General features: G+C 73.4%; 21 protein-coding genes. 10 read left to right on the forward strand and 11 right to left on the reverse strand.

Annotated elements, in window-relative coordinates; genetic code table 11:
- Together CHC11_RS22225 and CHC11_RS22230 are read right to left on the reverse strand one after the other, a co-directional pair.
- Complete coding sequence (locus CHC11_RS22225) at window positions 1-696, reverse strand: DUF3159 domain-containing protein (protein WP_089313846.1); 696 nt, start codon at window positions 694-696, stop codon at window positions 1-3.
- 28 nt (window positions 697-724) lie between these two features.
- Window positions 725-1,147, reverse strand: a complete 423-nt coding sequence (locus tag CHC11_RS22230) for an OB-fold nucleic acid binding domain-containing protein (protein WP_089313687.1) — start codon at window positions 1,145-1,147, stop codon at window positions 725-727.
- 140 nt (window positions 1,148-1,287) lie between these two features.
- On the opposite strand from CHC11_RS22230, the gene CHC11_RS22235 reads away from it, so the two are divergent.
- Window positions 1,288-2,763, forward strand: a complete 1,476-nt coding sequence (locus CHC11_RS22235; protein WP_089313688.1) for an MFS transporter — start codon at window positions 1,288-1,290, stop codon at window positions 2,761-2,763.
- A gap of 235 nt (window positions 2,764-2,998) precedes the next feature.
- Here CHC11_RS22235 and CHC11_RS22240 read toward each other — a convergent pair whose 3' ends face one another.
- Window positions 2,999-4,354 (reverse strand): FtsX-like permease family protein, encoded by a 1,356-nt coding sequence (locus CHC11_RS22240; RefSeq protein WP_089313689.1) that lies wholly within the window; start codon window positions 4,352-4,354, stop codon window positions 2,999-3,001.
- Window position 4,355: 1 nt separating this feature from the next.
- The gene (locus tag CHC11_RS22245) at window positions 4,356-5,153 is read right to left on the reverse strand and encodes an ABC transporter ATP-binding protein (RefSeq protein ID WP_089313690.1); all 798 of its coding nucleotides are present in this window, start codon (window positions 5,151-5,153) and stop codon (window positions 4,356-4,358) included.
- Window positions 5,154-5,410: 257 nt separating this feature from the next.
- Here CHC11_RS22245 and CHC11_RS22250 point away from each other — a divergent pair, with 257 nt between their 5' ends.
- The gene (locus CHC11_RS22250) at window positions 5,411-6,070 is read left to right on the forward strand and encodes a PIG-L deacetylase family protein (RefSeq protein WP_425427336.1); all 660 of its coding nucleotides are present in this window, start codon (window positions 5,411-5,413) and stop codon (window positions 6,068-6,070) included.
- Here the strand turns inward: CHC11_RS22250 and CHC11_RS44050 are convergent.
- From CHC11_RS44050 to dut, 3 genes are all read right to left on the reverse strand, one after another.
- Complete coding sequence (locus tag CHC11_RS44050) at window positions 6,067-6,147, reverse strand: 50S ribosomal protein bL37 (RefSeq protein WP_476692282.1); 81 nt, start codon at window positions 6,145-6,147, stop codon at window positions 6,067-6,069. The genes CHC11_RS22250 and CHC11_RS44050 overlap by 4 nt on opposite strands.
- Window positions 6,148-6,268: 121 nt before the next feature.
- On the reverse strand, window positions 6,269-7,090 hold the full coding sequence (locus CHC11_RS22255; RefSeq protein WP_089313692.1) for a DUF3710 domain-containing protein: 822 nt from the start codon (window positions 7,088-7,090) through the stop codon (window positions 6,269-6,271).
- 3 nt (window positions 7,091-7,093) lie between these two features.
- Window positions 7,094-7,585 carry a dUTP diphosphatase gene (gene dut, locus CHC11_RS22260; protein WP_089313693.1) on the reverse strand — a complete coding sequence of 164 codons (492 nt, stop codon included), beginning with the start codon at window positions 7,583-7,585 and terminating at the stop codon, window positions 7,094-7,096.
- A 230-nt stretch (window positions 7,586-7,815) separates the two neighbouring features.
- Here dut and CHC11_RS22265 point away from each other — a divergent pair, with 230 nt between their 5' ends.
- From CHC11_RS22265 to CHC11_RS22290, 7 genes are all read left to right on the forward strand, one after another.
- The gene (locus CHC11_RS22265) at window positions 7,816-8,514 is read left to right on the forward strand and encodes a hypothetical protein (protein WP_089313694.1); all 699 of its coding nucleotides are present in this window, start codon (window positions 7,816-7,818) and stop codon (window positions 8,512-8,514) included.
- Window positions 8,511-9,041 carry a MauE/DoxX family redox-associated membrane protein gene (locus CHC11_RS22270; protein WP_089313695.1) on the forward strand — a complete coding sequence of 177 codons (531 nt, stop codon included), beginning with the start codon at window positions 8,511-8,513 and terminating at the stop codon, window positions 9,039-9,041. The genes CHC11_RS22265 and CHC11_RS22270 overlap by 4 nt, the downstream gene beginning before the upstream one ends.
- On the forward strand, window positions 9,038-9,499 hold the full coding sequence (locus tag CHC11_RS22275; protein WP_089313696.1) for a hypothetical protein: 462 nt from the start codon (window positions 9,038-9,040) through the stop codon (window positions 9,497-9,499). Before CHC11_RS22270 ends, CHC11_RS22275 begins: the two co-directional genes overlap by 4 nt.
- A complete protein-coding gene (locus CHC11_RS22280; protein ID WP_089313697.1) occupies window positions 9,496-10,050 on the forward strand; it encodes a hypothetical protein in 555 nt (184 codons plus the stop codon). Before CHC11_RS22275 ends, CHC11_RS22280 begins: the two co-directional genes overlap by 4 nt.
- Window positions 10,038-10,205 (forward strand): hypothetical protein, encoded by a 168-nt coding sequence (locus CHC11_RS41490; protein WP_179278944.1) that lies wholly within the window; start codon window positions 10,038-10,040, stop codon window positions 10,203-10,205. The genes CHC11_RS22280 and CHC11_RS41490 overlap by 13 nt, the downstream gene beginning before the upstream one ends.
- A gap of 18 nt (window positions 10,206-10,223) precedes the next feature.
- Window positions 10,224-10,781, forward strand: a complete 558-nt coding sequence (locus tag CHC11_RS22285; protein ID WP_089313698.1) for a hypothetical protein — start codon at window positions 10,224-10,226, stop codon at window positions 10,779-10,781.
- A gap of 94 nt (window positions 10,782-10,875) precedes the next feature.
- The gene (locus CHC11_RS22290) at window positions 10,876-12,201 is read left to right on the forward strand and encodes a cytochrome P450 (RefSeq protein ID WP_089313699.1); all 1,326 of its coding nucleotides are present in this window, start codon (window positions 10,876-10,878) and stop codon (window positions 12,199-12,201) included.
- Between the two features lie 10 nt (window positions 12,202-12,211).
- On the opposite strand, the gene CHC11_RS22295 is transcribed toward CHC11_RS22290, so the two are convergent.
- Window positions 12,212-13,099 (reverse strand): metal-dependent hydrolase, encoded by an 888-nt coding sequence (locus CHC11_RS22295; RefSeq protein ID WP_089313700.1) that lies wholly within the window; start codon window positions 13,097-13,099, stop codon window positions 12,212-12,214.
- A gap of 89 nt (window positions 13,100-13,188) precedes the next feature.
- On the reverse strand, window positions 13,189-15,714 hold the full coding sequence (gene valS / locus CHC11_RS22300) for a valine--tRNA ligase (RefSeq protein WP_089313701.1): 2,526 nt from the start codon (window positions 15,712-15,714) through the stop codon (window positions 13,189-13,191).
- Window positions 15,715-15,842: 128 nt separating this feature from the next.
- Here valS and CHC11_RS22305 point away from each other — a divergent pair, with 128 nt between their 5' ends.
- Complete coding sequence (locus CHC11_RS22305; RefSeq protein ID WP_089313702.1) at window positions 15,843-16,130, forward strand: DUF4235 domain-containing protein; 288 nt, start codon at window positions 15,843-15,845, stop codon at window positions 16,128-16,130.
- A 185-nt stretch (window positions 16,131-16,315) separates the two neighbouring features.
- Here CHC11_RS22305 and CHC11_RS22310 read toward each other — a convergent pair whose 3' ends face one another.
- Window positions 16,316-17,134: a hypothetical protein gene (locus tag CHC11_RS22310; protein ID WP_245919582.1), complete on the reverse strand. Its 819-nt coding sequence runs from the start codon at window positions 17,132-17,134 to the stop codon at window positions 16,316-16,318.
- A 52-nt stretch (window positions 17,135-17,186) separates the two neighbouring features.
- Window positions 17,187-17,483, reverse strand: a complete 297-nt coding sequence (locus tag CHC11_RS22315) for a DUF4193 domain-containing protein (RefSeq protein WP_089313703.1) — start codon at window positions 17,481-17,483, stop codon at window positions 17,187-17,189.
- Window positions 17,484-17,789 lie beyond the last annotated feature (306 nt).

Consider the following 17,789-nt stretch of genomic DNA (forward strand, 5'->3'; position numbering starts at 1 on the left):
CTAGGCGGGTTTCTCGCTCTCGGCCGGACCTCCGCGGTGGAGGGGGGTACGGCCGCGGGCGAGGAGCCAGACCATGGCCGCCAGCGCGGCGACCTGGAGGGGCCAGCCCATCACGATCTTGGCGGGGCCGAGCAGGCCGCTCTGGTCGCCGTCCGCGAGGTAGATCGGGTACTGGACGGCGACGCGCAGGACGCAGGGCAGCACGAGCAGCCAGGTGAGCCGGGAGCACAGCCGGACGATCCCGGGGTCGGCCCGCCAGGCGGTCGGGTCGCCGGTGACCGATCCGATGATGAAGCCGACGACCGGCCAGCGCACCGCGATCGAGAAGATCATCGCGGCGCCGTAGCCGGCGTTCAGCAGGATGCCGGGCAGGAAGGCGTTCTCGGCCTTGCCCGAGCGCAGCGCGAAGAACGCGGCGATGGCGATGCCGAACAGGCTGTTCAGGACGAACTGCGGGCTGGATCGCTGCACGATCCGGACCAGGAGCAGCACCACCGCGGCGCCGACGCCGGCGCCGACGGCGAGCTTGACGTCCTTCGCGGCGACGTAGGTGCCGGTGAAGGCGATCGTCGGCACCGCCGCCTCGACCATGCCGCGCACGCCGCCGAGCGCCTTGGTCAGCTGGGCGCGGACGGCCGCCTCGACGGTGTCGTGCGCGGCGGTCTCCCGCGCGGTGCCCGTTTCCGTTTCGCTCACGTGGCTCTCCCGGCGGCCGGCCGCGGCCTCACGCACCGCCGCGCAGCTCGTATCGCGGATTGAACATGACCTTGCGCCCGTCCTGCTCGCTCACCAGGCCCTCGGCGCGCAGCCGGCGCCCGGGGTCGATCCCGGCGATCTTGCGACGGCCGAGCCAGACCAGATTGATCACGTCGGTGCCGTCGTAGAGCTCGGCCTCCAGGGCGGGGGCGCCGCCCCGGGGACGGAGCGTCACCGTACGTAGCGTACCCGCCACGCAGTGCCGCTTGCGCGCGGCGCAGTCGGTGATCGGCGTCGCGCCCTCGTCGCCGGTGGTCTTCTGCAGTTCCTCGGCCTCCAGCTCGGCCTTGGTGGACGCCATGCGCCGCAGGAAGCGCCGCAGCCCGCCCTTGCCGCGCTCGCGCCCGCGGGGCTCCGCCCCCGGCGCGGTGCTGGCCGAAACCTCGTCCATACCTCGAAGCGTATGGCATCACCGGACGAAGCGGACCCCTTGCCCGCCGCCGGAACGAAGCCGGGACAAGAGTGGAATGAAGCATTCCGTTCTGCTATTATCGGAACAGAGCATTCCGCTCCGAAGTGGAAGGACGGATCATGACCGCCACCCTCGAAACCCCGGCCCCCGCGGCCGGAACGCGCCCCGGCGACGGTGCCGCGCCCGCCCCGCGCCGCTGGCTCGGCCTGTCGGCGATCCTGGCCGCCATACTGCTGAACCTGCTCGACTCCACCGTGGTGAACGTGGCCGCGCCCGCGATCCGCGCGGACCTCGGCGGGTCGTACTCCGCACTGCAGTGGACGGCCGCGGGCTACACGCTCGCCCTGGCGGTGGCTCTGCTGACCGGCGGACGGCTCGGCGACATGTTCGGGCGGCGGCCCGTCCTGCTGGCGGGCGCGGCCGCGTTCACGGCGATGTCGGTGGCGTGCGCGTTCGCCTGGTCGCCGGAGAGCCTGATCGCCGCCCGGGTCGCGCAGGGCCTGTGCGCCGCGGTGATGATCCCGCAGGGCTTCGGGCTGATCCGCGATCTGTTCGGGCATGACACCGGAAAGGCGTTCGCGCTGTTCGGGCCGGTGATCGGGCTGGCCACGATCCTCGGCCCGGTGGTCGCGGGCCTGCTGATCGACGCCGACCTGTTCGGCACCGGCTGGCGCGCGATCTTCCTGGTGAACGTGCCGGTCGGCGTCTACGCGCTGGTCGTGGGCGCCAGGGCACTGCCCGCTCCGGCCGCCGCCGACCGCTCGGGCGGCCTGGACGTCGCCGGGATGCTGCTCGGCGGCCTCGGCATGAGCATGCTGGTCTACCCCCTCGTCCAGGGCCGCGACCTGGGCTGGCCCGCCTGGTCGCTCGCGCTGCTCGCCGGCTCGGTCCCCGTCCTCGCCCTGTTCGCCCTGCACCAGCTGCGCCGCAGCCGCCGGGGCCGGACGCCGCTGGTCAGGCTGAGCGTGTTCGCCAACCGCGCCTACGGCTCCGGCGTCCTGTTCGTCGTCGTCTTCTTCGGCGCGATCGCCGGGTTCTCCCTGGCCACCGGCCTGTTCCTCCAGCTCGGCCTCGGCTACACGCCGCTGGCCGCGAGCCTGGCGATGTCGTCCTGGGCGCTCGGGGCGTTCGCCGGGTCGGCGTTCAGCGGCATGACGATGGCCCGGCTGGGCCGCAGGATCCTGCACCTCGGCCTGGTGCTCATGATCGCCGGACTGGCCGCCCTGTACGCGGTGTTCGAGGCGGCCGGGACGGGCGTCGGCGGCTGGCACCTGGCCGCACCGCTGCTGCTGTTCGGCGCCGGCATGGGCATGATCTTCGTCCCGCTGTTCGACGTCATCGTCGCGGGCATCGCCGACCACGAGGTGGGCTCCGGCTCGGCCGCGCTGGAGTCGGTCCAGCAGCTCGGCGCGTCGCTCGGCGTCGCGGTCCTCGGCACGGTCTTCTTCGGGGCGATCGGCGCCCCGGTGGCCGGACGGTTCGCCGCACCGGCCGCGCTGGAGGCCGCGAAGCAGGTCACCGCCCTGACCGCCGCGCTCACCGCCGCCGCGTTCCTCGTCGCCTTCCTCCTGCCCCGCCGCGCCCGCACGAACTGACCCCGCGGCACCCGGCCCGCCGTCCGCCCCGGACGGCGGGTCCGCCGTTTCCGGTGATTCCGGCCGCCCGCCCGGTCTGTACCTCAGGCTCCCCCTACGAAGGAGGAGGACACGAGCCGCGGGAACTCCGAATCGGCCTTCCCACGTCCGATCGGAACGCCTCGCCGGAGAGCATCGACATGAGTGAGTGCTCATCCGGTATGGATGAGCACCCACGCGAAGACGAGCCGGGCGGTCAGCGGAGGGCGGCCTCCACGGCGGGGACGCGGATCGCGCGGCGGGTGGCGGCCCAGGTCGTGGCGCCGGTCAGGGCGGCGGCGAGAGCGACGACCGCGAGGTAGGTCCACGCGTCCCCGGCCGGGACGGCGGAGTCGCGGCGGGCCAGCCCGAAGGGCACGATCGTGAAGACCGAGGCGACCGTTCCGCAGGCGACGCCGGTGACCGTCAGCACCGCCGACTCCAGCGCCACCGCGGCGAGCACCTGGCGCGGGGTCGCGCCGGCGAGCCGGGTCTGCCCGAACTCGCGGCGCCGGTGCGCGGTCGCCGCGACCAGCGTGTTGACCAGCATGATCGCCGTGAACAGCACCACCATCCCGATGACGACGAAGTTGAGCGTCTCGATGCTCTTCTGCTCGGCCGTCTTGGCCAGCCCGGCGGCCTCCATCGCCGCGTTCTCGGCGGCCTGGAGGTACAGGGTCCCGACGGCGGTGCCGACGAACAGGATGACCGGGGCGACCGCGGACGCCAGCGCGCCCGTCCGGCGGCGCATCGTGGCGGCCGCCAGCTCGCCGGCCGCGCCGAACGCGCGCAGCGGCCGGGCCAGCAGGGACGTCGCCCGCCGCATGATCGTCGGAGCCAGCAGCGCCAGCCCGATCGCGGCGAGGATGTCGGCCTGCCCGGACGTCGCCATCGCGTCGCTGCCCTTGCCGTCCATCAGCGTGACCGTGATGACCGCCTCGTCCAGCGCCAGCAGCAGGAACAGCACCGCGAAGACGATGCGCTTCCTGCTCGGCCTCCCGGTGTCCACCGCCGCGGACCGCATCGAGTCGGCGACCCCGGCGCGGGTGGCGCGCCGGGCGGTGATCAGGGCGGCGACGGTCGCGGAGACGGTCGTGATGCCGATCCCCATCGACAGCGCGACCGGGCCGAAGTGATGGCCGATCTCGGCGGGGACCTGGCCCGTGCCGTGCAGCAGGCCGAGCACGCCCCGGCCCGCCAGCATCCCGGGGACGACGGCGAGCAGCGCCGCGGCCACGGCCAGCCCGGCCGCCTCGCCGACGATCATCCGGGCGAGCTGCGCCGGGGTCGCGCCGACGCTCTTGAGCAGCGCGATCTCCGACGCACGCTGGCGCACCGACAGGGTCAGCGTCGAAGTGACCGCGAACACCACGAGAAGCAGTCCCCACCCGCCAACGACGTTGGCCATGATGACCAGCGTGTCCCGGGCCTCCCCGGTCGCGCCGCTCGCCGCGGCGGTGTCCAGCATCGAGGCGAACGCCATGATGATCGCGGAGCCGAGGAACAGTGCGAGGAAGCTCGCCGTGAACGCGCCCGCGCGCCGGCGCAGGGAGCGGATCGCCAGTGCGAACATCTCACGCCCCCGCCGTCGTGCGCTGGCGCTCGACCTCGTCGGCCAGGTGCGTCATCCGCTCCGCCACGGCCTCGGCGGTCGGCGCGGACTGGTGGCCGACGATCCGCCCGTCCGCCAGATACAGCACGGCGTCGGCGAAGGACGCGGCGACCGGGTCGTGGGTCACCATCACCACCGTCTGCCCGAAGGCCCGCACCGACTCGCGCAGCAGGCCGAGCACGTCGCGGGCGCTGCGGGTGTCGAGCGCGCCGGTCGGCTCGTCCGCGAACAGCACCCGGGGCCGGGCGAGCAGCGCCCGCGCGATCGCCACCCGCTGCTGCTGCCCGCCGGACAGCTCCGCGGGCAGGTGGCCGAGCCGCTCGCCGAGGCCCACCCGGTCCAGGACGGCCCGCGCCTGCCCCTTGTCCACCCTGCGGCCGGCGAGCTTGAGGGGGAGCACCACGTTCTGCATGGCCGACAGCGTCGGCAGCAGGTTGAACTGCTGGAAGACGAAACCGATCCGCTCCCGCCGGAACTTCGTCAGCTCCGCCTCCCCGTCGCCCGTCAGCTCCGCGCCGTCGACGAAGACGCGGCCCCCGGTGGGACGGTCCAGGCCCGCGGCGCACTGGAGCAGCGTGCTCTTGCCGGACCCGGACGGGCCCATGACCGCGGTGAACGACCCGGTCGGCAGCGACAGCGACACCCCGTCCAGCGCGACGACCTGATTGCCCTCGGGGCCGAACACGCGGCGCACGTTCTCCAGCCGGAGCGCCTCCCCCGGCGCCCGGCGCTCCGGCTCAGGTCCCCTGCGTCCCAACATCGTCCTCACCTCCGCCCGGCGCCCCCTCGCGGGGCGCCTTCGGTACACGAAGCTACGGACGCGCGAAGCCGCAGAGGATGGGTCCAGCACTCCGATCGGGGTAGGCAAAACCCCACCATCGCCGGGCCCGGCCTCCCCCGCCGCGCGGGCACGTGCTGTGGTGGGCCCTCGCCCTCGGCGCCGACGACCCTTCCCGCATCCGGGAGGATGGGGGGATGGACGAGGTGCCTGAGGACTGGGAACGCGCGCTCGCGATCGTGGCGCACCCCGACGACCTGGAGTACGGGACGTCGACGGCGGTCGCCAAGTGGACGGGCCAGGGCAAGACCGTGACGGAGGTGCTGGCCACCCGCGGGGAGGCCGGGATCGACTCGATGGACCCCGGCGAGGTCCGGCGGGTCCGCAGCGCCGAGCAGGTCGAGGCGGCGCGGATCGTCGGCGCCCGCGCCGTCGAGTTCCTCGACCTGCCGGACGGCACGCTGGAGTACGGCCTGCCGCTGCGGCGGATGCTCGCCGCGGCGATCCGGCGGCACCGCCCCGAGGTGGTGCTGTCGGTGAACTTCCGCGAGACCTTCCCCGGCGGCGGCTTCAACATGGCCGACCACCGCGTGCTCGGCCTCGCGGTCGCGGACGCGGTCCGGGACGCGGCGAACCGCTGGGTGTTCCGCGACCTCGGCCTCGAACCGTGGCGGGGCGTCCGGTTCGCGCTGTTCGGCGGATCGCCGCAGGCCACCCACTACGTGGACGTCACCGGCCATCTGCGCGCCGGCATCGACTCGCTGCTCGCGCACCGCGTGTACTTCGCCGAACTCGGCGCCGGGTTCGACGCCGAGGCGTTCCTCACCGGCACGGCCGAGGCCGGCGGGAAGCAGGCCGGCGTCGAGCACGCGATGACGTTCGAGATGATCGAGGGTTAGTGGCGGGCGTTGGGCCGCTTGCCCTTGTTGTGCTTGCTCCGCTTGCGGGCCCGGCGTTTGCGCGTCTTCTTGGACATGTCCCGATTGACCGCCCGCGGGCCGGTCCAAGGCAAGCGATCGGCTCGGGCCAGACGGCACGAACCCGCCCGGGCGCACGTCCGAAAAGCGTGCGGCCGGGCGGGTCCGGTGCTCGTGCGGTCAGCGGACCTCGGTGATCTCCGGGCCGCGCTCGAACGGGTCGAAGGTCTCCACGGCCTCCTCCTCCTCGCCGGCCTCGCTGAACTCCTGGGGGATCTGCAGCTCCAGCAGCTCGCGGGGCGGCATCGGGGCGTCGCCGCGGTGCACGACCACGCCGCGCAGCACGTCCTCCAGGACCTGCCACTGCTCCTCGTCCTCGATCGCGGCGCCCTGCACCACGGCCTGCAGGAACCAGCGGGGGCCGTCGACACCGAGGAAACGGATGATCTGCGGCGCCCAGCCCTGCTCGACGAACTCCGCCGGGATCTGCTCGCGGACCTCCTGCGGCATCTCGGCGAGGACCTCCTCGGTCAGCGCGGCCGGGACCATCGCCAGCAGCTCGGAGCCGAACGGGCCCTCGCCCTCCTGGGTCTGGCCCTGCGCCTCCTCCTGGATGTCCTTGGCGGTCTCACGGCGCACGTCGTCCCAGATGCCGCTGCGCTTCGGCGCGGCGAACACCTGGAGCTGCATGGCGCTCTCCTCGTACTGCACCAGCACGGCGACGGGGCGCCCGTCGAGCGGGTTGCCCTCCTCGTCGACCTGGGTCGCCTCGAAGTTCACCTGGAAGCCCAGCCCCGGCGCGATCGGAACCTGGAGGGCCCCGAAGTCAAGCCGCTGCATCTCGGGGAAGGACTCCTCGGAATCCCACGGGCCGCCCGCCGCCGAATCTGCCTTGGCCGACCCCGCCTCGGCGGGAGCCTCCTCGGCGGTCTCCGCCGGCTCCTCGGTCACCTCGGGACCCTCCGCGGGCTCCTCGGCCTGCCGGCGACGTCCAAAAGCCACGACTCACGCTCCTTCTCGACTGTGCTCATTGTCCCCGGATCGCGGGGCCGGGCCGAATCCGCCGGTGGAGCCGAATCCGCCGTCTCCGCGCGCCGATCCGGGAAGCTCGGTGACCTCGTGGAACACTGCGTGCTCGACCCGCTGGACGACCATCTGCGCAATCCGGTCTCCGCGCCGCAGTCTCACCGTGGCGCGGGGGTCGGTGTTCAGCAGGGTCACCTTGATCTCACCCCGATAGCCGGCGTCGACCGTACCGGGTGCGTTGACGATGGTCACTCCCAACCTAGCGCCCAATCCGGACCGCGGGTGAATGAAAGCCGCGTAGCCGTCCGGCAGCGCGATCGCCATCCCGGTGGGGACGACGGCGCGCTCCCCCGGCGGCAGTTCCACGTCGGCGGCGGCGACCAGATCGGCGCCCGCGTCGCCCGCGTGGGCGTACCGCGGCAGGGGCAGCTCCGGATCCAGCCGCTGGATCAGCACATCGACCTTGCTCACGGGCTCCACCTCACGCGCCTACTGCCGGAGAACCACACGACCCTACCCAGGGCGCCGGGGACGGCCGCCGCTGAAACGCCGCTGCCGCGCGAGTCCGGCAGTTGACCCTACCCGGTCCCGGGCGTGACCACTTCCGGAAGGTTTGACCCAGAAATGAAGTATCACGCGTAGCGTCGCATTTGTTACCCGCGGCACTTCTGTGGGATTCGTCCCCACAGGAAGGGGACGGCATGGGCACGCGCGGGCACCACGTCACCCATCGGTCGCTCGACGGCGTGCGGATCCGGCTCGCCGGCGACCACGACCTGCGGCGGCCGTGCACCTCGGTGGCGCGGATCGCCGAGGGCGGGCGGCTCCACGAGCTCTCCAGCGGCACCCGCGAGGACGCGCTGGCCTGGGCCGCCGACATCGGGGTCGACCGCTTCGAGCAGGAGTTCCGCATGCAGGACGGGCGGCTGAGGGTCGGCAGGACGACGACCCGCGACGCCGAGACGGGCCTGAGCGACCCCGTCCTCGCGGCCGTGTGGGAGGGACGCCGCCACGCGGTGTTCACGCACCTCTACCACGGGCGCCCCGCGGACGCGGTGGCCTTCTTCGACACGGTGCGCCTGACCGAGCACGAGGACGGGGTCACCGCCGTCCCGCGCGGCCGGGCCAGGCGCCCCGAGCCCGCCGAGATGGTCAAGGAGGTGCCGGGGATCGGCCTGCTGGAGATCACCGCGCTGACCACGGTGACGCGCAGGCGGCTCCCGCCGTGGCGCGGCGCCCCGGTCGCGGGCGGCGAGCTGTTCCGGGACACCGTGGAGGGCCAGGGCCCCTACTTCCTGCTGGCGCTGGCATCGCTGCTGGTGACCGTGCTGCCCGAGGAGGACCGGGTCCGCGACGTCCCGCGGCGGCTCGCGGGACTGGCGGTCGAGGCGGTCCGGTGACCGGGCTGCTCGCCGGGATCGCCGCCGTCACGGTCCCGCTGGTCCTGCTGGTGTCGCTGGCCGGGCAGATCGCGCGCCCGGCGGCGCTGGCCGCCGCGGTGCGGGCGCACCGGGTGCTCCCGGCCGCCCTCGCCGGCGCGGCCGCGGCGGCCGTGATCGCCGCGGAGGCGCTGATCGGCGTCGCCGGCGCGGCGGCGCTGCTGCTCCGGCTGGACGGTCCGGCGCGCGCGGCCGGCGGGGCGGCGGCCGTCCTGCTGGCCCTGTACGCGGCCTACGCGGCGCACGTGGCCCGCACCCGGCGCGGCGTCCCCTGCGGATGCGGCGGCGCCGGCACGCCGATGAACGGCTGGGTCGCGGGGCGGGCCGCCGCGCTCTCCGCGCTCGCCCTCACCGGCGCTCTGCACGGGCTTCCGACCGGGCCCACCTTGTACGAGTCGTCCGTGGAGGTCGCGGCGGGGCTGGGGTTCGCCGTGCTCCTCTGGACGCTCCCGCACGCCATGACCGAGGAGAGGAGGACGGCCGGATGAGCTTCCAGAACAGCGCGCTCCTGCTGTCATGGGCGGCGATCCTGCTGCTCGCCCTGGTGGTCGCCGGACTCGTCCGGCAGGTCCACGCGCTCGGCCGGGGGGCCGCCCGGCCCGCCGGGCCCGGCCCCGCCGCGGGCGCGCCGGCGCCCGCCTTCGACCGCCTCGGGCCCGGCCTGCTGCTCTTCCTGGACCGCGAGTGCGGCGTGTGCGGCGACGTCCTCGCCGCCGTCCCGGCCGGACGGCCGCTGCACGCGATCTTCGCGGGGCCGCCGCCCGACGAGGCGCCGCGTCCCGGCGTGAGCGTGCTGGCCGGCGAGCAGGACGGCCTGTTCGCCGACTACCGCGTCCCCGCCACCCCGTTCGCCGTGCTGGTCGGCGACGACGGGCGCGTGCGGGCCGCCGAGCCCGTCGGCTCCCCCGAAGCCCTCCGCGCCCTCACCCTGGAGGCGGCACGATGATCGAACTGGAAGACGTCCCGCCGCTGCGCGGCCCCCGCCCGGCCGGGGCGCAGCGCGTCCGGCGGCGCCCGGTGCCCGCGGCCGGGCCGCGGTTCCGCCCGGTGCGGCGCAGCGTCCTCACGGGGCTCGCCGCCGCGGGCGCCACCGCCGGCCTGAAGGCCCTCGGCGTCTTCCCGCCCGCGCGGGAGGCGCTCGCATCGGGCTTCCAACTGGTCGGCTACTACGACATCTATCCGCGCTGCCCCTCGTACGCGGCCGACCACAACTGCTCCCCCGGCTGCGGGCCCAGCCTCGTGTGCAGCGTGTGCTGCCGGACGAGCGGGAAGTACAAGGGCTTCCACAAGTCCGGCGTGTCGGACCCGGGCCGCTACAAGCTGCGTCCCAACCAGTGCTACGGGGGCGGCTACGACGGCTGGCTCTGGGCCTACGCCAAGAGCTGCGGCAGCTGCAAGAAGGGCGTCACCTGGCGCTGCCATGACGGCTGGAAGAAATCCAAGAAGGGCAACTGGTACAAGACCATCTGCCGCAAGGCGATGGCGTGCAAGAACTGACCGCGGGGCGGCTGCGGCGGGGCACGACCGACCCGCTGCTGCCCGTCGCCGCCCTCGCACTCCTGTCGGTGTCGGCAGCCGCCCTGGACGCCGCCGTCCTGTGCTGGGCGTCGATCGGCGCGCTCGCCGGGTTCTCCCTCTCCGGCAGCGTCTGAACGCGCAACAGCGAATCCGTGCTGTTCTCGCCAGGTTGGCGGGCCCCCGTACGGCAGGGCGAGGTCCTGGCCGTCTTCACCTTCGGGCTCCTGCTCGGAGGCACGCTCACCGCGACGGTGATCTGGCTGCTGTCCGGTCTTTCCGCACCGCTCCCGCCGTCCGCCCGCACCGCCGCGGTCCTGGCCGTCGCCGGGCTGGGGGTCGCGCGCGAGGCGGGACTGGTCCGCGTCCCGCTCCCCCAGAACGCCCGACAGATCCCCCAGGACATCCTGCAAGTCCACCTCCGCAGGGGCGCCCTCCAGTTCGGCTTCGAACTCGGGACCGGCGTCCGCACCTACGTCTCCGCCACGGCCCCCTACGTCCTGGCCCTGGGCCTGGTCCTCGTCCACGAGGACCCGCTCACCACCGTCCTGACCGGCACGGCCTTCGGCGCCGGGCGCGCGCTGAGCGCCCTGCTCACCTACCTCGCCCGCGACGATCGACGGGACGTCGCGATGGCCGCCCGCATGCCGCCCGTGAAGACCGCCACGGCCCTCGCCTCCCTCACCGCCCTCGCCCTCCTCCTCCTGCCATGACCGGAGGGCGCTCGATCGCCGTGCGGCGTCGGTGCCCCCGGCGGCGGGGCCGTACCCGCGCCGGGCTTGACGGATGTCCGGAAAGCTCGGTTCGATGGGAACCGAACGGCGTTCTGACTTCCGAGGACGGTGTGCGGTGACGACGACGGCACGGGCGACCCAGGACAACCTGTCCGATCTGGTCTTCTGGTCGCTGCCCCCGGACCGGCGGCTGGCGGCGTTCTCGCGGCTGCGCGAGCGCGAGCATCCGGCGTTCTTCCCGGAGCTCAAGCTGCCGTTCATCCGGACCGGGCCCGGCTACTACGCGCTCGCCCGGCACGCGGACGTGGTGGAGGCCAGCCGGACGCCGGAGGTGTTCAGCAGCGAGCCGTGCTCGAACAGCATCGCCGACCTGCCCCGGTACATGGCCCGCTACTTCGGCTCGATGATCAACATGGACGACCCGCGGCACGCCAAGATCCGCCGGATCGTGTCGCGGGCGTTCACCCCGCGCGTCCTCGCCAAGCTGGAGACCGACCTGCAGGCGACCGCGACGCGGATCGTCGACGACCTGGAGCGCAAGGGGTCGGCCGACTTCGTCACCGACGTCGCGGCGCGGCTGCCCGTGCAGGTCATCTGCGACATGATGGGCATCCCCGAGCGGGTGCGCCCGATGGTGTACGACCGGACGAACACCATCCTGGGGCTCGGCGACCCCGAGTACGCCGGCGGCAAGGACGTGACCCGCGAGGGCATCACCCGGATCGGCGTCCTGTACGGGCTGCTCATGGCGATGTCCGCGGGGTACGAGCTGAACCACCTGGCGATGAAGCTCGCCCGCAGGCGCCGCCGGCACCCCGGCGACGACCTCGTGTCGCGGCTGGTCTCGGCCAACGTGGACGGCGAGTCCCTGACCGACCAGGAGATCGGCTCGTTCTTCATCCTGCTCGTCGTGGCCGGCAACGAGACGACCCGCAACGCGATGACGCACGGGCTGAAGCTGTTCACCGACAACCCCGAGCAGCGGGCGCTGCTGACGGAGGACTTCGACGCCCGCATCCCGGGGGCGGTCGAGGAGATCGTCCGGATGGCGACGCCGGTCATCCAGTTCCGCCGGACCGTGACCCGCGACCACGAGATGAACGGCCAGCGGTACAAGGCGGGCGACAAGGTCCTGCTGTTCTACAACTCCGCGAACCGCGACGCGGAGGTGTTCACGGACCCGGACGTCTTCGACATCACCCGCTCCCCCAACCCGCACGTCGGGTTCGGCGGCCCCGGCCCGCACTTCTGCCTGGGCGCGAACCTGGCCCGGCAGGAGATCACGGTGATGTTCCGGGAGCTGTTCACCCGCGTCCCGGGCATCCGCGCGAGCGGCGAGCCGCAGATGCTCTACTCCAACTTCATCAACGGCATCAAGCACCTGCCCTGCACACTGTGAGCGGCGCGGTTCACGACGTCCGGCCGCCGGCGGCCCGCGCCGCGGGCGACACCGCGAGGTAGTCGAGCGCCCGCTGCGTCGAGCACACGCGGGACGGGTGGTAGTCGCGCCGCAGGTACGCGCGGCCGGCGGAGAACATGAAGCGGTTGCTGGGGAACAGCCCGCGCCGCACCGCCCGCCGGTAGTCGCGGATGCGCGGGCGGACGCCGCTCAGCGCCGGGTCGGCCCGGCACAGGAACGCGGCCCCCACGTACACCATCAGCGGCAGCGCGAGGACGCCGATGAAGAACGCGATGAACCGCATCCAGTACCGCCCGGCCACGTGCTGGTAGACGTCGAACGCGACGGACCGGTGCTCGACCTCCTCGGCGCCGTGCCAGCGCAGCAGGTCCATCATCGTCGGGTCGGCGCCCGCCTCGTCCAGCTCGCGGGCGTCCAGGATCCACTGCCCGAGCACCGCCGTGTAGTGCTCGATGCCCGCGATGACGCCGATCCGGACGAACAGCCAGCGCTTGCGGGGCAGGAGCGGCACCGGGCACCGGTCGCCGAGGATCCGCCGGAACACCCACTCGATCCGGTCGGTGAGCGGGCGCGGGTCGAGGCCCTGCTCCCGCATCTGCCGGTCCAGGACGCCCTGGTGGGAGTAGGCGTGCACGGCCTCCTGGCCCATGAAGCCCTTCACCTCGCGGTAGAGGTGCTCGTCGTCCCGCACGAGCGGGAGCGCCTCCTTGTAGACGTGCACGAACCACCGTTCGCCCGCGGGCAGCAGCAGGTGCAGGACGTTGATGAAGTGCGTGGCGACCGGCTCGTCCGGGATCCAGTGCAGCGGTGTGCCCGTCCAGTCGAACCGCACCCGGCGGGGGGTGATCACGGGGTGCCGCTCGTCGATCTCGCTCATCCCGTCTCCTCCTGCGGCGGCATCTCATTAGACCGCCGATCCAATATCTGGAGTGCGCCGGATCCGCGTCAAGGCCCGGCCGGGGTGATCTACGTCGCGGGGGCGAGGACGACGTCGACGGTGAGCGCGGCGGGGGCGTCCTCCAGGGTCAGGTCGGCGATCCGGCCTGCCGCGGCCAGGTCGGGACGCGCGATCCGCGTCACCTGCGAGCCGCGCACGACCGCGCGCGTCACGTCGGCGCGCATCGACGCCCTGGCCTCCGACTTGGCCTTGCGGACCTGCCGGAGCGCCTCGCCCGTGGCCGCGAGGACGGCCGGGTCGCCGCCCGGCGGCAGTTCGGCGGCGGTCGGCCACGAGGCCGTGTGCACCGACCCGTGCCGCCACCACGACCAGACCTCCTCGGTCACGAACGGCAGGACGGGCGCGAACAGGCGCAACAGCACCGACAGCGCGGCGCGCAGCGCCGCACGCGCGGACAGCGCCTGCGGCCCGTCGCCGTAGGCGCGGGCCTTGACCAGCTCCAGGTAGTCGTCGCAGAACTCCCAGAAGAACCGCTCCGTGCGCTCCAGAGCGCGCGCGTAGTCGTAGCCCTCGAACGCCTCCGTCGCCTCCCCGACGACTCCGGCCAGCGCCGCCAGCATCGCCTTGTCCAGCGGCTCGGTGACCGGCGCGTCCGGGGCCGCCTCACCGAGGCCGAGCACGAACTTCGACGCGTTGAGGATCTTGATGGCGAGGCGGCGGCCGACCTTGATCTGGCCGGTGTCGAACGCGGTGTCGGTGCCAGGGCGCCCGCCGGCCGCCCAGTACCGGACGGCGTCGGAGCCGAACTCGCGCAGCAGGTCGATGGGCGTGACGACGTTCCCCTTGGACTTCGACATCTTCTTGCGGTCCGGGTCGAGGATCCACCCGGACAGGGCGGTGCCCTTCCACGGCAGCGAGCCGTGCTCCAGGTGCGAGCGGACGACCGTGGAGAACAGCCACGTCCGGATGATGTCGTGCGCCTGCGGCCGCAGGTCGTAGGGGAAGACCCGGGCGAACAGGTCGGCGTCGCGCTCCCAGCCGCCCGCGATCTGCGGGGTCAGCGACGAGGTGGCCCAGGTGTCCATCACGTCGGGGTCGCCCGCGAAGCCGCCCGGCCGGCCGCGCCGGTCCTCGGTGAAGCCCGGCGGGACGTCGGACGACGGGTCGACCGGCAGCGCGTCCTCGGCCGGCACGATCGGGTCGGTGTACACCGGCTCGCCGGAGTCGTCGAGCCGGTACCACACGGGGATCGGCACGCCGAAGAACCGCTGCCGCGAGATCAGCCAGTCGCCGTTCAGGCCCTCGACCCAGTTCTCGTAGCGGGCCCGCATGTAGCCGGGATGCCACTCCAGCTCCCGCCCGCGGGCGAGCAGCTCGGCGCGGACGCCCCCGTCGCGGCCTCCGTTGCGGATGTACCACTGCCGGGTCGTGACGATCTCCAGGGGCTTGCTGCCCTTCTCGTAGAACTTCACCGGCCGGCTGATCCTGCGGGGCTCCCCGTCCAGGTCGCCGGATTCGCGCAGCAGCTCCACGACGCGCTCCCTGGCCGAGAAGACCGTCTTGCCCGCCAGCTCACCGTACGGTTCCGCGGGGACGCCCTGCGGCGGGTCGGCGGCCAGCCGCCCGTCCCAGTCGATGATCGCGCGGGTCGGCAGGTCCAGCTCGCGCCACCAGGTGACGTCCGTGACGTCGCCGAACGTGCAGATCATCGCGATGCCGGAGCCCTTGCCTGGCTCGGCCAGCCGGTGCGCGACGACCGGGACGTCCACGCCGAACAGCGGCGTGCGCACGGTCGTCCCGATCAGCTCCTGGTACCGCTCGTCGTCGGGGTGCGCGACCAGCGCGACGCAGGCGGGCAGCAGCTCCGGCCGCGTCGTCTCGATGTAGACGGGGCGCCGGTCGCCGTGGAACCGGATCCGGTGGAAGGCGCCGGGGTGCTCGCGGTCCTCCAGCTCGGCCTGCGCGACGGCGGTGCGGAACGTGACGTCCCACAGCGTCGGCGCCTCGGAGACGTACGCCTCGCCGCGGGCCAGGTTGCGCAGGAACGCACGCTGGGACGCCGTCCGGGCGGTGTCGCCGATGGTGGTGTAGAGGTGGCTCCAGTCGACCGACAGGCCGACGCGCCGCCACATCTCCTCGAATGCCTTCTCGTCGACCTCGGTGAGGCGCTCGCACAGCTCGATGAAGTTGCGCCGCGAGACCGGCTGCTGGCGTTTCGGGTCGGGCTTGGCCGGGGGCGCGAAGTCCGGATCGTAGGGAAGCGACGGATCGCACCGGACGCCGAAATGGTTCTGCACGCGGCGCTCGGTCGGCAGCCCGTTATCGTCCCAGCCCATCGGGTAGAAGACGGCGCGACCGCGCATGCGGTGGTAACGGGCGACGGTGTCGGTGTGGGTGTAGGAGAAGACGTGGCCGACGTGGAGGGAGCCGCTCACGGTGGGCGGCGGGGTGTCGATCGAGTAGACCTCGCCGCGCGGCCGGGTGCGGTCGAAGCGGTGGACGCCCTCGTCCTCCCAGACGCGTACCCATCTGTCCTCCAGGCCGTCAAGAGAAGGCTTCGGAGGGACGTTCGAAGTACGCGGCTGCTCTGTCATGGGGCCAATCGTATTGACATCGGCCCGGACCGCATGCCGATTGCCGGCGCCGACGCGGCGATCACCTTCCCCTCCCGGGGCGGGCCGGTCCGGTAGCGTCGGAGACGACAGGACGAGAGAGGACCAACATGGCGGACAAGGGCGACATGGGCTGGCGGGTGATGGCCGGCGCGGCCGCGTTCGCGGGCGGCTTCGTCGCGAAGAAAGTCATCACCCTGGCCTGGAAGAAGAGCACCGGCAAGGAGCCCCCGACCAACCCGGAGTCCCCCGACGTGGCGCTTGCCGAGGCGATCGGATGGGCCGTGGTGATGGGCGTCGGCATGGAGGTCGCGCGGCTGCTCGCCACCCGCGCCGCGGCCCACCAGTGGGCCAAGGGCACCGGCCAGCTCCCGCAGAACCTCAAGGCCGACGTCTGAGTCGTCCCGCGCCGGGGGCCCGGCCCCCCGGTCGGAGGCCATGCGCGTCGCGGCCGGTCCCTTCGACGATCGAAGGGACCGGCCGCGACGCGTTCCGGTCGAGCCGGGGCTCGGAAACGGTCCCGCCGCGCGCGGGGCGCGCGGTCCTCGACGTTCGCGTGTGCCGCCAGGGGGTGGGCGGCCCGCTACGAATCCAGGCGAGAGGGCTGGTCGCCGGGGAGCGGGGGCAGAGAGCCGGCGATCTCCCGCAGGTCGGCCCGGACCTTCAGGGCGAGCCCCTTGGTCGCGGAGCGGTTGAGGGCGGCGCCGGCCGCGGCGCCGGTGAGCAGGGGGCCCATCGTGGACATGCTCCGGCCGAAGACGCGGAGCATGCGCCTGCGCAGCGCGCTCTTGGCGGCCGTGCCGAGGGCGCTGGTGAGGGTGCCGCCCTCCAGGGGGTTGATGCCGCGCTGCCGGGCCCAGGACGTCACGAACGCGGCCCCGCGCGCGGTGCCGGTGCCCTGGACGCTGACGCCGTACACCTCGTGCAGCTCGGCGATCATCTTCACCTCGATGGCCGCGACGACGAGCGTCTCGGCGGCGAGCTGGGCGGGCGCCGTCAGCAGCAGCGGCGGGGCGGCGAACTCCACCGCGGCCAGCGCGCCTCCCGCGGCGCCGACGGCGGTCGTGGCGTTGCCCGCCGCCTTGACGATCCGGTCGGCGAGCTCCTCGCCCATCAGCCCGTGGTGGTGGGCCTGCAGGGTCTCGAGATCGCGGATCGGGATGTGCGGCGCGGTCGCGATGAGCAGGTCGGCGAGCCACCTGCCGCGCGCGACGCCCGCGGCCCCCACCCTGCGGGCGCTCTGGCCGAGCAGTCTGGCCAGTCGCCCGAGCAGGCGGCCGCGGGTCTCGCGGTCCATGTCCTCGTCGGAGGCGAGCCGGCCGATCAGCTCGCCCAGCTCCGTGGAGCCGTCGCCGCGCGCCGGCTCCACCTCGCCATGACGCGGTTCGATCTCTCCCGTCACCCGGCCTCTCCCGTCACGCGCCCTCTTCCCTTCACCCGGTGTCCGCCGCCGGTCAGGCGGCGCACTCGCGGCAGACCGGCCGGCCGTTCTTCTCGGTGGCCAGCTGGCTGCGGTGGTGCACCAGGAAGCAGCGCGTGCAGGTGAACTCGTCGGCCTGCCGCGGCACCACCCGGAAGGTGAGCTCCTCGTTCGACAGGTCGGCGCCCGGCAGCTCGGCGACCTCGCCGGCGTCCAGGTCCTCGTCGATGATGCTGGCCGCCTTGTCGGCGCGCCGGGCCTGGAGCTCCTGGAGGCTGTCCTCGCTCAGGTCGTCGTCTGTCTTGCGTGGGCTGTCGTAGTCGGTCGCCATCTTCTATCTCCATCCCCCTCAGTGCTTTATGCGCCCCGTCGCGCGGATCTAACGCTCGGGGGGCCGTTCTTGTGCCCGATCCGGGCGGGAAATTCTGTCACGGTTGGTGACCTGCGACACACGAGGCGCGACCGTTCCCACGAGTGACACCCATCACCCGACTCTTTCCTCGCACTGTGTCATCCGTCACATACCCGGCGGGTGACACGGCCTCCGTTCCGGGGACCGTGGCGCCTGCCGGGGTTCCCGCGGCGGCGGGGATCATACCCGTCCCGGAGGCGTTGTGCGCACCGCCCGCCTCGGCGC

The organism is Actinomadura mexicana (genome assembly GCF_900188105.1).
Classification (GTDB): Bacteria; Actinomycetota; Actinomycetes; order Streptosporangiales; family Streptosporangiaceae; genus Spirillospora; species Spirillospora mexicana.

Bases quoted from the DNA above. Each gene is read 5' to 3' on its own strand.
- CHC11_RS22230 (WP_089313687.1), bottom strand. From the start codon at position 1,147: ATGGACGAGGTTTCGGCCAGCACCGCGCCGGGGGCGGAGCCCCGCGGG.
- CHC11_RS22235 (WP_089313688.1), top strand. From the start codon at position 1,288: ATGACCGCCACCCTCGAAACCCCGGCCCCCGCGGCCGGAACGCGCCCC.
- CHC11_RS22240 (WP_089313689.1), bottom strand. From the start codon at position 4,354: ATGTTCGCACTGGCGATCCGCTCCCTGCGCCGGCGCGCGGGCGCGTTC.
- CHC11_RS22245 (WP_089313690.1), bottom strand. From the start codon at position 5,153: ATGTTGGGACGCAGGGGACCTGAGCCGGAGCGCCGGGCGCCGGGGGAG.
- CHC11_RS44050 (WP_476692282.1), bottom strand. From the start codon at position 6,147: ATGTCCAAGAAGACGCGCAAACGCCGGGCCCGCAAGCGGAGCAAGCAC.
- CHC11_RS22265 (WP_089313694.1), top strand. From the start codon at position 7,816: ATGGGCACGCGCGGGCACCACGTCACCCATCGGTCGCTCGACGGCGTG.
- CHC11_RS22275 (WP_089313696.1), top strand. From the start codon at position 9,038: ATGAGCTTCCAGAACAGCGCGCTCCTGCTGTCATGGGCGGCGATCCTG.
- CHC11_RS22280 (WP_089313697.1), top strand. From the start codon at position 9,496: ATGATCGAACTGGAAGACGTCCCGCCGCTGCGCGGCCCCCGCCCGGCC.
- CHC11_RS22290 (WP_089313699.1), top strand. From the start codon at position 10,876: ATGGGAACCGAACGGCGTTCTGACTTCCGAGGACGGTGTGCGGTGACG.
- CHC11_RS22295 (WP_089313700.1), bottom strand. From the start codon at position 13,099: ATGAGCGAGATCGACGAGCGGCACCCCGTGATCACCCCCCGCCGGGTG.
- valS (WP_089313701.1), bottom strand. From the start codon at position 15,714: ATGACAGAGCAGCCGCGTACTTCGAACGTCCCTCCGAAGCCTTCTCTT.
- CHC11_RS22305 (WP_089313702.1), top strand. From the start codon at position 15,843: ATGGCGGACAAGGGCGACATGGGCTGGCGGGTGATGGCCGGCGCGGCC.
- CHC11_RS22315 (WP_089313703.1), bottom strand. From the start codon at position 17,483: ATGGCGACCGACTACGACAGCCCACGCAAGACAGACGACGACCTGAGC.